Origin of the sequence: Pseudomonas reinekei (assembly GCF_001945365.1) — a bacterium.
Lineage (GTDB): Bacteria > Pseudomonadota > Gammaproteobacteria > Pseudomonadales > Pseudomonadaceae > Aquipseudomonas > Aquipseudomonas reinekei.
The window spans coordinates 123,357-137,051 of record NZ_MSTQ01000005.1; the positions used below are offsets into that span (position 1 = coordinate 123,357).

The 13,695-nt window shown below is 61.3% G+C and carries 10 protein-coding genes; 3 read left to right on the forward strand and 7 right to left on the reverse strand.

Annotation, left to right across the window (positions count from 1 at the left end):
* The first annotated feature begins 37 nt into the window (after positions 1 to 37).
* Both BVK86_RS09645 and BVK86_RS09650 read left to right on the forward strand, forming a co-directional pair.
* Positions 38 to 1,078 (forward strand): threonine aldolase family protein, encoded by a 1,041-nt coding sequence (locus BVK86_RS09645; protein ID WP_075946220.1) that lies wholly within the window; start codon positions 38 to 40, stop codon positions 1,076 to 1,078.
* A 133-nt stretch (positions 1,079 to 1,211) separates the two neighbouring features.
* Positions 1,212 to 2,036 (forward strand): SDR family oxidoreductase, encoded by an 825-nt coding sequence (locus BVK86_RS09650; protein WP_075946221.1) that lies wholly within the window; start codon positions 1,212 to 1,214, stop codon positions 2,034 to 2,036.
* Between the two features lie 117 nt (positions 2,037 to 2,153).
* Here the strand turns inward: BVK86_RS09650 and gbcB are convergent, their stop codons facing one another.
* Positions 2,154 to 3,254, reverse strand: coding sequence for a glycine-betaine demethylase subunit GbcB (gene gbcB / locus BVK86_RS09655; protein WP_075946222.1), 1,101 nt, complete (start codon positions 3,252 to 3,254; stop codon positions 2,154 to 2,156).
* 297 nt (positions 3,255 to 3,551) lie between these two features.
* Between gbcB and gbcA the strand changes: the two genes are divergently transcribed.
* Positions 3,552 to 4,847 (forward strand): glycine-betaine demethylase subunit GbcA, encoded by a 1,296-nt coding sequence (gene gbcA / locus BVK86_RS09665; RefSeq protein ID WP_075946224.1) that lies wholly within the window; start codon positions 3,552 to 3,554, stop codon positions 4,845 to 4,847.
* 952 nt (positions 4,848 to 5,799) lie between these two features.
* On the opposite strand, the gene etfB is transcribed toward gbcA, so the two are convergent.
* From etfB to BVK86_RS09695, 6 genes are all read right to left on the reverse strand, one after another.
* Positions 5,800 to 6,570 carry an electron transfer flavoprotein subunit beta gene (etfB, locus tag BVK86_RS09670; RefSeq protein ID WP_075946225.1) on the reverse strand — a complete coding sequence of 257 codons (771 nt, stop codon included), beginning with the start codon at positions 6,568 to 6,570 and terminating at the stop codon, positions 5,800 to 5,802.
* 15 nt (positions 6,571 to 6,585) lie between these two features.
* Positions 6,586 to 7,806, reverse strand: coding sequence for an electron transfer flavoprotein subunit alpha (etfA, locus tag BVK86_RS09675; protein ID WP_075946226.1), 1,221 nt, complete (start codon positions 7,804 to 7,806; stop codon positions 6,586 to 6,588).
* A complete protein-coding gene (dgcB, locus tag BVK86_RS09680) occupies positions 7,806 to 9,752 on the reverse strand; it encodes a dimethylglycine demethylation protein DgcB (protein ID WP_075946227.1) in 1,947 nt (648 codons plus the stop codon). The genes etfA and dgcB overlap by 1 nt, the downstream gene beginning before the upstream one ends.
* A 171-nt stretch (positions 9,753 to 9,923) precedes the next feature.
* The gene (gene dgcA, locus BVK86_RS09685; RefSeq protein WP_056853891.1) at positions 9,924 to 11,984 is read right to left on the reverse strand and encodes a dimethylglycine demethylation protein DgcA; all 2,061 of its coding nucleotides are present in this window, start codon (positions 11,982 to 11,984) and stop codon (positions 9,924 to 9,926) included.
* 15 nt (positions 11,985 to 11,999) lie between these two features.
* On the reverse strand, positions 12,000 to 12,530 hold the full coding sequence (locus tag BVK86_RS09690) for a DUF5943 domain-containing protein (protein ID WP_075946228.1): 531 nt from the start codon (positions 12,528 to 12,530) through the stop codon (positions 12,000 to 12,002).
* 78 nt (positions 12,531 to 12,608) lie between these two features.
* Positions 12,609 to 13,586: a dipeptidase gene (locus tag BVK86_RS09695; protein ID WP_056853892.1), complete on the reverse strand. Its 978-nt coding sequence runs from the start codon at positions 13,584 to 13,586 to the stop codon at positions 12,609 to 12,611.
* Positions 13,587 to 13,695: the final 109 nt, after the last annotated feature.

The window sequence follows — 13,695 nt, forward strand, 5'->3', positions numbered from 1 at the left end:
CGCTTCACCATAGGCGTCCCGACCACGGAAGCAGGCCATGACCGATAAGAGCCAACAATTCGCCAGCGACAACTATTCAGGCATTTGCCCTGAAGCCTGGGCTGCCATGGAACAGGCCAACCACGGCCACCAGCGCGCATACGGCGACGACGAGTGGACCGCCCGCGCCTCCGACGGTTTCCGCAAACTGTTCGATACCGACTGCGAAGTGTTCTTCGCCTTCAACGGCACTGCCGCCAACTCGCTGGCCCTGTCGTCACTGTGCCAGAGTTACCACAGCGTGATCTGCTCGGAAACCGCCCACGTCGAAACCGACGAATGCGGCGCCCCGGAATTTTTCTCCAACGGCTCCAAGCTGCTGATCGCCCGCACCGAAAACGGCAAGCTGACCCCGGATTCGATCCGCGAAGTCGCGCTCAAGCGCCAGGACATCCACTACCCGAAACCTCGCGTGGTGACCCTCACCCAGGCCACCGAAGTCGGCAGCGTCTACACCCCGGACGAAATCCGCGCCATCAGCGCCACCTGCAAGGAACTGGGCCTGAACCTGCACATGGACGGCGCGCGGTTCTCCAATGCCTGCGCATTCCTCGGCTGCTCGCCAGCGGACCTGACCTGGAAGGCCGGCGTCGACGTGCTGTGCTTCGGTGGCACGAAAAACGGCATGGCCGTGGGCGAGGCGATCCTGTTCTTCAACCACACACTGGCCGAAGACTTCGACTACCGCTGCAAGCAGGCCGGGCAACTGGCCTCGAAGATGCGCTTCCTGTCGGCGCCGTGGGTCGGCATCCTGGAAAACGACGCCTGGCTCAAATACGCCAACCACGCCAACCACTGCGCGCAGTTGCTGGCCGAACTGGTCAGCGACATCCCCGGCGTTGAACTGATGTTCCCGGTCCAGGCCAACGGCGTGTTCCTGCAACTCTCGGAACCGGCCATCGCCGCGCTGACCGCCAAGGGCTGGCGCTTCTACACCTTCATCGGCAACGGCGGCGCCCGCTTCATGTGCTCGTGGGACACCGAAGAAGAACGCGTCCGTGAGCTGGCCCGCGACATCCGCGAAGTGATGTCGCACTGATCTCTCGCTACCTATACCGCCCCCTGTGGCGAGAGAGCTTGCTCCCTCGCCACCATGACCCCTTGCGCCGGAAGACATCGTCTACCCTGATTGTCGAGCCTCCGCTCACATAACGACAATCAGGAGCGCACGCATGTCATTGCAAGGCAAAACCCTGTTCATCACTGGCGCCAGCCGTGGGATTGGTCGCGAGATCGCGCTGCGGGCCGCGCGTGATGGCGCCAACATTGTGATTGCCGCCAAGAGTGCCGAGCCCCACGCCAAGTTGCCGGGGACGATTTTCAGTGTGGCGCAGGAAGTCGAAGCCGCGGGCGGCAAGGCGCTGGCGTTGCAGGTGGATGTGCGTGACGAAGAGGCTGTGCGAAAAGCACTGGCCCGGGCCAACGAACATTTCGGCACCATCGATGCGCTGGTCAACAACGCCGGGGCAATCAAGTTGACTGGCGTGCAGCACATCGAACTCAAGCGCTTCGACCTCATGCACCAGATCAACACCCGCGCCGTACTGCTGTGCAGTCAGGCCGCGCTGCCCTATCTGAAGAAGTCAGGCGGACACATCCTCAACCTCTCGCCGCCGCTCAACCTCGCGACAAAGTGGTTCGCCCAATACAGTCCCTACACCGTCACCAAATACGGCATGAGCATGCTGACACTGGGGATGAGCGAAGAATTCAAGAGTTACGGCATCAGCGTCAATTCGCTGTGGCCGCAAACGATGATTGCCACGGCGGCGATCGAGTTTCAGCTGGGGTCACGGGAGTCATTCAAGCATGCGCGCCTGCCTGCGATCATGGCGGATGCCGCCCACGTCATACTCGGCAGCACGAATCGCAGCCTGACCGGACGGTTGTTGATCGATGAGGAGGTTTTGCGGGAGTACGGCGTGACCGAGTTCGATCATTACCGTTTCGAGCCCGACAGCAGCGACAAGCTGATGCCAGATCTGTTCATCGACTGAAACTCAACACCTGTGGGAGCGAGCCTGCTCGCGATGACGGAATCAGATTCAACACCCATGTTGGCTGATCCACCGCAATCGCGAGCAGGCTCGCTCCCACAGGCTATTTGGCGGTGTTTAGAACTCGATGCGCACGTCGCCTTTCGGCACACTGCAGCACGACAAAATGAACCCGTCGGCTTCGTCTTCCTCGGTGATGCCGCCGTTATGCTCCATCTCCACTTCACCACCCAGTTTCAATACCTTGCAGGTGCCGCAAATGCCCATGCCGCAGGCTTTCGGGATCAGCAAGCCAGCCTTGGCCGCCGCTGCGTGAACGGTTTCGCCAGGCGCAACGCGTATGCTTTTCCCCGACGCGGTGAATTCCACCTCATGCAGGTCCGCCAGGTCGAGCTCCGGTGCATCCGCCGCCTGCTCGGCGTGTTCCACTGCGTCGGCGCGCGCCTCCGGCGGGGTCGCCCCGAAGGATTCTTCGTGGTAACGCGACATGTCGAAACCGGCGGCCTCGAGCAAGCGCTTCACCGCATTCATGTAAGGCGTCGGGCCGCAGCAGAACACTTCGCGCTCGAGGAAGTCCGGCACCATCAGTTCCAGCATCTTGTGATTCAGGTAACCGCGATAACCGGCCCACGGCTCACCCAGCCCGTGTTTCTCGCAGATCAGGTGCAGGCTGAAGTTGTCGATCCGCGACGCCATGTGCTCCAGCTCGCGGTGGTAGATGATGTCCTTGGGCGAACGGGCACTGTGGATAAATGTCATGTCGACGTTGGCGTTGGTGTCATAGAACCAGCGCGCCATGGACATGCACGGCGTGATCCCGACGCCACCGCTGAGGTACAGCACTTTCGGGCTCGGGAAATCGATGGCATTGAACAGGCCGACCGGACCGTGCACCGCCAGCTCCTGGCCTTCGTGCAGGGTGTCGTGCAACCAGTTCGACACCCGTCCGCCCGGCACGCGCTTGATCGTCACCGAGAAGCTGTACGGCACCGAAGGCGAGCTGGAAATGGTGTACGAGCGCATGATCGGCTGGCCTTCGATCTCCAGCTCCAGGGTGACGAACTGCCCAGGCTTGAAGAAGAACAGGATCGGCTGGTCGGCCATGAAGCAGAAGGTGCGCACATCCCAGGTTTCCTGGATGACTTTGACGCAACGGACGATGTGTCGACCATTGGCCCAGGTCTGGGTGGTTACCGGGTTCAGGAAGCTGTTGGACATGCTGATCTCCACGGCCGACTGTCGGCCTTCATGTTGGCGATTCTGCGTATAGCGCAGATCACCCATTTACCTATCTGCGACATTGACATGCTTATCGCGACCAGCCCCCAACTACCGGGGGTTGCGCGTCGGGAACAGATTGCATCATGTCGCCCATGGATAAGGTTCTGGCCAGCGCCGGCCCCACACTCGCCCCATACCAAGACACATTCTTTACACCTTGCGTAGCAACCCGAAGCAGCACACCTGATTAGCCACTTTCGCCGGCCACACAGAATGGCCATGAGGATTAAATCGATGGACGTCACTACTACCCTGAGCCTGGGCGATCCGCTGGAACCCGCACGCAAGGCCACCGCCCAGATGCTGCAAGAGCGCGAGCGCACGTTCTCGCTGCCGCAGCCGTTTTACTCGGACGAGCGTCTGTTTGATATCGACATGCAGGAAATCTTTCAGAAAGAGTGGTTGATCGCTGGCATGACCTGCGAAATCCCGACCAAGGGCAACTACCTGACGCTGCAAGTCGGCAAGAACCCGATCATCGTGATCCGTGGCGCAGAAGGCGTCGTGCACGCGTTCCATAACGTCTGCCGTCACCGAGGCTCGCGCCTGTGCACCAGCGAAAAGGGCAAAGTCGCGAAACTGGTTTGCCACTACCACCAGTGGACCTACGAACTCGACGGTCGCCTGCTGTTCGCCGGCACAGAAATGGGCGCCGACTTCGACATGAAGCAGTACGGCCTCAAGCCGGTGAACGTGAAAACCGCTGGCGGCTACATCTTCATCAGCCTGTCGGAAAACCCGCCGGCCATCGATGACTTCCTGTCGACGCTCAGCCATTACATGGAACCGTACGACATGGAAAACACCAAGGTGGCGATCACCACCACCTTGATGGAAAAGGCCAACTGGAAACTGGTGCTGGAAAACAACCGCGAGTGCTACCACTGCAACGCGTCGCACCCGGAACTGCTGAAAACCCTGCTGGAATGGGACGACGTCACCGACCCGCGCGCCGACCAGGCGTTCAAGGACCACGTGGCCGCCTCCGCCGCTGCCTGGGAAGCCGAGAAAATCCCTTACGCCCACGCCAGCTTCGGCCTGCGTAACCGCATCGTGCGCATGCCGCTGCTCAAGGGCACCGTGTCGATGACCCTTGACGGCAAACAGGGCTGCGCCAAGCTCATGGGCCGCATCAAGAACCCCGACCTCGGTTCGATGCGCATCCTGCACCTGCCGCACTCGTGGAACCACTGCATGGGCGACCACATCATCGTGTTCACCGTGTGGCCAATCAGCGCTCAGGAAACCATGGTCACCACCAAGTGGATCGTGCACAAGGACGCCGTCGAAGGCGTGGACTACGACGTCGACCGCATGCGCCAGGTCTGGGACGCCACCAACGACCAGGACCGTCGCCTGGCCGAAGAAAATCAGCGCGGCATCAACTCCACCGCGTACCAGCCTGGGCCTTACTCCAAGACCTATGAGTTTGGTGTGGTGAACTTTGTGGACTGGTACAGCGAGCGTCTGTTGAGCAACCTCGGCGCCGAGCCTGCGCCTTACCTCAAAGGGGTTCCGGTTCAAGGCTAAGGTCAAAACATCGCGAGCGAGCTTGCGCCTACAGGAACCGGTGGTTCACAGAATGTGTGTACACCTCAGGTCATTTGTAGAAGCAGCTTGCTCGCGATAACGTCATTTCTCGCCATACATCCCACTTCTGACTCCCCGTGGCTTTAGACCTGTACGAAATATGATCTATTCCGTGCAGCGCTATATCTCACGCGCCTCCCAGCCTTCCGCAAACAAGTTATCCACACCTCCACCCACAGCAACTGGGGACAACTGTGGAAACCTTGAAATCTTTCTCCACAGAAACCGAAGAAATTCCGTGACTTATCCAGAATGATCATTTTCAAGAACGACTGATCATTAATTGATCAAAGCGCTACAGGTCACGAATTTAGAGGCTTGCAGGGAATCGCAAACACCTTATCCACAGAAGCGCCAACAGACTTTGGGGGCAACTTTGGAGTCGCTGTGGAAAACCGCTGAAAACCTCGAATTTTCTGGGCTTACGCGCGGTCTACCGCTGAAAAACATCAAATCGATCAAAAAACAACCACCCCCCTGAAAGCCACGATCCATGGGCCCTACAGCGGTAAGCGAACATCTTATCCACAGAAGCGCCAACAGAGATCGGGGACAAGTTTTGCTTCGCGCTCACACTTATCCTCAAGAAAACTGCTGTAAAAACCATGGGTTAGGCTGTTCGTTTTTTGATCTACGGCCTGCAGGGCTTGATTTTCGGGGGATGCAGCGAGGGGCGAACATGTTATCCACAGAAGCGCTAACAGCGTTTGTGGAGAACCAGGCAGGCCGCGCGTTCGCGCGCAGAGCCGAACGAAATTCAACGGTCATTAATGTTTCATGGTGGAAGCGAGCTTGCTCGCGAAGGCGGCGGCTCAGGCGACATCACCGTTGAATGTCGGTCCGCTTTCGCGAGCAGGCTCGCTCCCACCTTGGATCAATATGGGTTATCAGGTTAGCGGACGACGCCTTCTTCGATCAGCAGCTTGAGAATCGCCTCAGCCCCCGCCTGCGCCGTGACGCCCTTGAGCACTTGCCCACCGCCGCCGCTGGCCTTGGCCGTGGCGGCCTTCATGCGGTCGGCGCCGCTTTTGGCCTTGATGACTTTAAGGCGCTTGGGTCGCGGCTTGGCCGGTTGCAGGGTTGCCACCGCCAGCAACTCATCGTCGACGACTTCCACTTCATCGGCCTGCAACACCCCACGCCGGGCCGGGCCGTAGGCGCTTTGCCGTGGCTTGGGCGCGGCGTTATCCACCGTTGCCAGAAACGGCAGGCGAACTTTCAAGCGACGACGCTGGCCACGGGGCAAGGCTTGCAGCACCAGCGCCGAGCTGCCATCGATGGACTCGACCTGCGCCAGCCCCACCACCAGCGGCCAGCCCAGGCTTTCGGCCAGCAGGAACGGCAACATGCCCGAGCCTTCGCCGGTTTCCGCCTGGCTGCCGGTCAACACCACCTGAGCGCCGGCCTCGCGCAAATACGCGGTCAGCGTCGGCAGCGCATCAGCGCCTTCGGGTTGTTCCAGGACATGCAATTGCTCCAGGCCCATGCCCAGATAAGCGCGCAATGCAGGCTCGGCGACGTTGCCGGCATGCAGCACCTGCAAGTTATCCCCAGCCAGCTGCAGGCCCAGTTCCACGGCACGCGCATCCTGTTCGGCGCGGCGGGGACGGCCGGACGTCGGGTGGGCGCCGATGGACACCAGGCTGATGATTTTCGTGCTCATAACCCTTTCCTTCCCTTAAGCCGCATCGCGCTTGGCGTCGTTGCGGTAGGCCTCTACCGCCGCGATCAAGGCTTGAAGAATCTCGGCGCTTTCGCCGATCACCGACAGGTCGGCCCGTTTGATCATGTCGCAGCCGGGATCGAGGTTGATCGCCACTACCTTGTCGCAGGCACCGATGCCCTGCAGGTGCTGGATCGCCCCGGAAATCCCCACCGCCACGTAGACCCGCGCGGTGACCCAAGTGCCGGACGCACCGACCTGACGATCGCGGGCCATGAAACCGTCGTCCACGGCAACCCGGGACGCGCCTTCGGTGGCACCCAATGCCTCGGCAGTCCTGTGGAAAAGCCCCCAGTCCTTGACGCCGTTGCCGCCGGAGAAGATGAACTCCGCTTCGGCCATCGGAATCGCCGCCGGGTCCACCGCCACCGCCCCCAGATCCTCGATCCGCGACAGACTGCGCGCAACCGCTGTGGATAACTCCACCGGCAGGGCTTCGTGACGGGTTTCACTGACCGGTTCAGCGCATTCGGCAGCCGCCAGAATCAACCGTGCGAGCGGACGCGCAAGGTCTTGCAGACCGGCACCGGCGCGGCCGATGCACCCCTGGTCCTTGACCTGCCAGACCCGTGTGGCCGGGCGTTCGCCCAATGCCGCGGCAAAACGGCGACCGAGCTCGCCACCGCCGGTGCGACTGTCCGGCAGCAGCCAGTGACGCGGGCTGAACTGGTTATCCACAGCCCGTAGGCCCTGAACCCGTTGTTCCGGTGCATAACCGCTGAATTCCTCGCCCTCTAGCACCAGCAGGCGATCGACGCCGGCGCTGGCAAAGGCGCTCTCTTTATGTTCGCCAAAGACCACGGCCAATACCGCGCCGTCCTTGCCGGCCAGTTGATGGGCCAGGCCCAGGAGGTCGCGGTCGTGACTGCTCAAGCGGCCCCCGACCATGTCCGGTACGACGCTGATGTAGAACGCCGGAGCAGGCACTTGATGCAACGGCAGTTGCACTTCAACGGCGGCCGAGCGTTTGCTCGTCCCGCCCTGTTGAACGCCACTACGGTCAATGCGCTTGATGCCGTTGGGACCGATAAAACCCATCCCATGGGGATTCTTGCGGATGACGCCATTGGGTCCCATCCAGCTGTGTTGCGCCGGCTGCATGGCCGCGTGCAGCGGGTGCAGTCGGTTACGGGCGATCCATTCGGCGCGGGGGTCGCGGCGGATAATGTCGCTCATCAGTGCACCTCCGCTGGTTCACGTTTGGCCGGCGCGGCGGGCTTTGCCGCATCGTCTTCCAGCAGCGCATCGGCCACCAGTTCGGCGATGTCCTTGATCAGCGGCCGGGGTTCGACCACGCCTTCGAGCATCGCCGTGCACTGTGGACAACCCACGGCCACCAGTTCAGCGCCGGTCTCGCGGATGTCTTCCATGCGCATGTCGGGGATTCGTTGTTTGCCCGGAATGTCGGTGATCGGCGCTCCGCCGCCGCCACCGCAGCAGCGCGAGCGGAAACCGGAGCGTTGCATCTCTTTGACTTCAATGCCGAGGGCACGCAGGACCTGACGCGGCGCCTCGTATTCGCCGTTGTAGCGGCCGAGGTAGCAAGGGTCGTGATAGGTCACGCTGTCGCCTTTGTGCTGACCGAGGCTGAGCGCGCCAGCCTGAATGATTTCCGCCATGTAGGTGCTGTGGTGCTGCACCAGGTAGTTGCCGTCGAAGGCGCCGTACTCGTTTTTCAGCACGTGGAAGCTGTGTGGATCGCAAGTAACGATGCGGTTGAAGCGGTATTTGGCCAGGGTCTGGATATTGCGCTTGGCCAGCAGCTGGAAGGTCGCTTCGTCGCCCAGGCGTCGGGCCACGTCACCACTGTCGCGCTCCTCGAGGCCGAGCACCGCGAAGTCGATTTTTGCCGCTTTCAGCACTTTGACGAAGGCGCGCAGGGTGCGCTGGTTGCGCATGTCGAAGGCGCCGTCGCCGACCCAGAACAGCACGTCGGTGGATTTCTTTTCACTGAGCAGGTTGAGGCTAAGGTCCGCCGCCCAGTTCATCCGCCCGCCCGGTGCAAAACCGCCCGGGTTGTCGGTGGCGATCAGGTTTTCCAGGACTTCGGCCCCCTTGTTCGGGGTTGCGCCTTTTTCCAGGGTCAGGTGACGGCGCATGTCGACGATGGCATCGACATGCTCGATCATCATCGGGCACTCCTCGACGCAGGCGCGGCAGGTGGTGCACGACCACAGGGTTTCGGCGTCCACCAGCCCGTTGACGATCGGCTGATGCGGATTGCCGCTGTGCTCGCCAATCGGCTTGCCTGGATAAGGGCTGCCGGCGAATTTCGCGTCCGTGCCACCGGCGAGGCCGACCACCATGTCCTGAATCAGTTTTTTCGGGTTCAGCGGTTGGCCAGCGGCGAACGCAGGGCATGCCGCTTCGCATTTACCGCACTGCACGCAAGCGTCGAAACCGAGCAACTGGTTCCAGGTGAAATCCTTGGGTTTTTCCACGCCCAATGGTGCGCTCGGGTCATTCAGGTCCAGCGGTTTCAAACCGGTGGAACGGCCGCCACCAAAACGCTCGGCGCGACGGTGCCAGGCCAGGTGCAGGGCACCGGCGAAGGCGTGCTTCATCGGCCCGCCCCAGGTCATGCCGAAGAACAGCTCCGACACGCCCCACAGCACACCGATGCCGAGGATCGCCGCGACCAGCCAGCCACCAAAGTTTTCCGGCAGGATGCCCGCCACCGGCAGGGTCAGCAGGAAGAACGATGCCGAAAACGCCAGCAGGCTTTTCGGCAGGCGCATCCACGGGCCTTTGGACAAGCGGCTCGGCGGGTTGCGTCGACGCAGGTAAACGAAGATTGCGCCGACGAACATCACCGCCGACATCAGCAGCAGTGCGTACCCGAGGATGCGGTTGTGCAGGCCGAAACCGTGCACCAGAATCGCCAGCACGATGGACGCCACCGCACCACCGGCCGTGGCGACGTGGGTGTTGGCGATGTATTTGTCCCGCGCCACCACGTGGTGCAGGTCGACCATGTACCGCTTGGGCATGGCGAACAGGCCGCCGATCAGGTCGACCTTCGAGGCTCGGCCCCGGCGCCACATGGCCACCCGCCGCAACGCGCCGAGCACCGCAAGGCCCAGGGCAGCGAACAACAGGATTGGAAGAAGGGTGTTCAACATGGTGAAGCTCCCAAAGACCGCAGGGTCTTGCAGGCCAAACTACCTGGATGCCTTGCCCGATTCCTGTCGGAGCGAGCCTGCTCGCGAAAGCGGTGGGTCAGTCGACATCAACGTTGGCTGACAGATTGCATTCGCGAGCAGGCTCGCTCCCACAGGGTTATCCACAAGCTCTTAGAAATCCTTGCACAACCGCAACGCGTCGTAGATCGCCGCGTGCACGTTACGCTGGGCCACGCAGTCGCCGATGCGGAACAGCAGGTAGCCGTCGCCACTTTGTTCCAGGCAAGGTTGCGGCTTGATCGCGAACAAGGCTTCAACGTCGATCTGGCCCTTGTTGCGCGAGCCTTCCTTCATTGCGTAGTAGATCTCCTCATCCGGACGCACGCCGTTCTCGATGACCACCTGGTCCACCACCCGCTCCTCTTTGGCGCCGGTGTATTCGTTCTCCAGCACCGCTACCAGCTTGTCGCCTTCGCGGTAGACCTTCTCCAGCATCATGTCGCCGGTCATGATCACTTCTTTCGGGTACATGCTGCGGTAGTAAGTCGGGAACGACGTACCGCCAATCGCCACGCCCGGCTTGATGTCGTCGGTGACGATCTCCACCTGGCTGCCCTTGTCGGCAATGAAGTCGGCGGTGGACATGCCGGTGAACTCGCAAATGGTGTCGTAGACCAGCACGTTCTTGCCCGGTGCCACCTTGCCGTCGAGGATGTCCCAGCTACTGACCACCAGGCCTTCAGCCGCGCCCCAGTGTTCGTTCTGCTCGATGAACGGATGACCGCCGACGGCCAGCACCACCACGTCCGGACGCAGGTCCATGATGGTCGGCGCATCCGCCGCAGTGCCCAGGCGCAAGTCGACTTTCAGACGTGCCAGTTCCAGCTGATACCAGCGGGTGATACCGGCGATCTGGTCCCGTTGCGGCGCTTTCGAGGCGGTGGTGATTTGTCCGCCGATGAACTCTTTCTTCTCGAACAACGTTACGTCGTGGCCACGTTCGGCGGCCACGCGCGCCGCTTCCATCCCCGCAGGACCGGCACCCACGACCACCACTTTGCGTTTCACGCCGGTGGTTTTCTCGATGATGTGCGGCAGGCCCATGTATTCACGGGACGTCGCGGCGTTCTGGATGCACAGCACATCCAGACCTTGATACTGACGGTCGATGCAGTAGTTGGCGCCGACGCACTGCTTGATCTGGTCGATCTGGCCCATCTTGATCTTGGCGATCAGGTGCGGGTCGGCAATGTGGGCGCGGGTCATGCCGACCATGTCGACGTAACCGCCCTCCAGAATGCGCGTGGCCTGGTTCGGGTCCTTGATGTTCTGCGCGTGAAGCACCGGGACCTTGACCACTTCCTTGATCCCGGCGGCCAGGTGCAGGAATGGCTCCGGTGGATAACTCATGTTCGGAATCACGTTGGCCAGGGTGTTGTGGGTGTCACAACCCGAGCCGACGACGCCGATGAAATCCAGCATGCCGGTGTCGTCGTAATACTTGGCGATCTGCTTCATGTCTTCATGGGACAGACCATCCGGGTGGAACTCGTCACCGCAGATACGCATGCCCACGCAGAAATCGTCACCGACCTCGGCGCGCACGGCCTTCAACACTTCCAGGCCGAACTTCATGCGGCCTTCGAAGGTGCCGCCCCATTCATCGGTACGCTTGTTGACCCGCGGGCTCCAGAACTGGTCGATCATGTGCTGGTGCACCGCCGACAATTCGACGCCGTCCAGGCCACCGGCCTTGGCGCGACGTGCTGCTTGCGCGTAGTTGCCGATCACCCGCCAGATTTCTTCGGGCTCGATGGTCTTGCAGGTGGCACGGTGCACCGGCTCACGCACGCCCGACGGCGACATCAGGGTCGGCCAGTTGAAGCCGTCCCAGCGCGAGCGACGGCCCATGTGGGTAATCTGAATCATGATCTTGGCGCCGTGCTTGTGCATGGCGTCGGCCAGATTCTGGAAATGCGGAATGATGCGGTCGGTAGACAGGTTGACCGAGCTCCACCATTCCTGCGGGCTGTCGATCGCCACCACGGACGAACCGCCGCAGATCGCCAGGCCGATCCCGCCCTTGGCCTTCTCTTCGTAATACTTGACGTACCGGTCGGTGGTCATGCCGCCGTCGGTCGCGTAGACCTCGGCGTGCGCGGTGCTGAGCACGCGGTTGCGGATGGTCAGTTTGCCAATTTGAATTGGCTGGAACATTGCTTCGAAAGCCATGGCGGGTTCCTCGACTTACAACGGCTTGACGATGAACAAGCCGTCTTCGTGGCCCTCTTCGGAGCCACCGTAGACTTGCTCGGCCACGGTGCGGATCTGGCTGCCGCGAGCGGCGAGGATCTGATCCATGGCCCCTGCAAACCAGCCGGTGAACATATAGTCGACCTTGCGCCCGACCTTGCCGTACACGTAGACGAATGCCGAGTGTTCGAGCTTGACGCTGGCGGTGCCTTTGTCGAGGTCGATGTCCTGGATCTTGAACAGGCCCCAGCCGCGTTGCGACAGGCGCTTCATGTAATGTTCGAACACCGCGACGCCTTCCAGGCCGTGGCATTCGGCTTCTTTTTCACACCAGTGCCAGGCGGACTTGTAGCCGGCCTTGTAGAGAATCTCGGCATAGGCATCGGCGCCCAGCACTTCCTCGATGCCCATGTGGTTGTTGACGAAGAAATGGCGCGGCACGTAAAGCATCGGCAGTGCGTCGGACGTCCAGACGCCGGTCTCGCTGTCGACTTCAATTGGCAATTGCGGGGCGATCTTGGCCATGGAAACTTAACTCCAGAAAAATTTTGGTGTTGCCTGCGGCGCGGATGGCCGCAGGTAAGGATTCAGAAGTGCGGCGGCTTATTCGCCCCAGACGTCTTTGAGCACGTTGACCCAGTTCTCGCCCATGATCTTGCGCACCACGCGCTCGCTATGGCCGCGCTTGAGCAGGGTTTCGGTCAGGTTCGGGAACTCGCCGACGGTGCGGATGCCCAGCGGATTGATGATCTTGCCGAAGCTGGTCAGGCGGCGGGCGTAGCCCTTGTCGTGGGTCAGGTACTCGAAGAAGTCCTGGCCGTGGCCCTGGGTGAAGTCGGTACCGATGCCGATCGCGTCTTCGCCGACGATGTTCATGGTGTATTCGATGGCTTCGGCGTAGTCGTCGATGGTCGAATCGATGCCCTTGGCCAGAAACGGCGCGAACATGGTCACGCCGACGAAACCGCCGTGGTCGGCAATGAACTTGAGCTCTTCATCGGACTTGTTGCGCGGGTGCTCTTTGAGACCCGACGGCAGGCAATGGGAATAGCAGACGGGTTTCTTCGATTCGAGGATGACTTCTTCGGACGTTTTCGAACCCACGTGGGACAAGTCGCACATCACGCCAACGCGGTTCATCTCGGCAACGATTTCGCGACCGAAGCCCGACAGGCCGCCGTCACGCTCGTAGCAACCGGTGCCCACCAGGTTCTGGGTGTTGTAGCACATCTGCACGATACCGACGCCGAGCTGCTTGAACACCTCGACATAGCCGATCTGGTCTTCAAACGCATGGGCATTCTGGAAACCGAACAGGATGCCGGTCTTGCCGACTTCCTTGGCCTTGCGAATGTCGGCGGTGGTGCGCACCGGCATCACCAGGTCGCTGTTCTCGCGGATCAGCTTCTGGCTGGCGGCAATGTTATTGACGGTGGCCTGGAAGCCCTCCCACACCGACACGGTACAGTTGGCCGCGGTCAGGCCGCCCTTGCGCATGTCTTCGAACAGCTCACGGTTCCACTTGGCAATAATCAGCCCGTCGATAACGATGCTGTCGGCGTGCAATTCGGCTGGGCTCATCAGGCTGTCCCCTTATTAGCGATTCATGCGCCGAATCGTCTGCCGGCGCTTTGGGGCCAGCATATGCCTGAGGACCGGGGCGACCCGGTGCAAAAACGACAGGGGGTTT

Bases quoted from the DNA above. Each gene is read 5' to 3' on its own strand.
- dgcB (WP_075946227.1), bottom strand. From the start codon at position 9,752: ATGTTGAACACCCTTCTTCCAATCCTGTTGTTCGCTGCCCTGGGCCTT.
- gbcA (WP_075946224.1), top strand. From the start codon at position 3,552: ATGGACGTCACTACTACCCTGAGCCTGGGCGATCCGCTGGAACCCGCA.
- BVK86_RS09650 (WP_075946221.1), top strand. From the start codon at position 1,212: ATGTCATTGCAAGGCAAAACCCTGTTCATCACTGGCGCCAGCCGTGGG.
- dgcA (WP_056853891.1), bottom strand. From the start codon at position 11,984: ATGGCTTTCGAAGCAATGTTCCAGCCAATTCAAATTGGCAAACTGACC.
- BVK86_RS09645 (WP_075946220.1), top strand. From the start codon at position 38: ATGACCGATAAGAGCCAACAATTCGCCAGCGACAACTATTCAGGCATT.
- BVK86_RS09690 (WP_075946228.1), bottom strand. From the start codon at position 12,530: ATGGCCAAGATCGCCCCGCAATTGCCAATTGAAGTCGACAGCGAGACC.
- BVK86_RS09695 (WP_056853892.1), bottom strand. From the start codon at position 13,586: ATGAGCCCAGCCGAATTGCACGCCGACAGCATCGTTATCGACGGGCTG.
- gbcB (WP_075946222.1), bottom strand. From the start codon at position 3,254: ATGTCCAACAGCTTCCTGAACCCGGTAACCACCCAGACCTGGGCCAAT.
- etfA (WP_075946226.1), bottom strand. From the start codon at position 7,806: ATGAGCGACATTATCCGCCGCGACCCCCGCGCCGAATGGATCGCCCGT.
- etfB (WP_075946225.1), bottom strand. From the start codon at position 6,570: ATGAGCACGAAAATCATCAGCCTGGTGTCCATCGGCGCCCACCCGACG.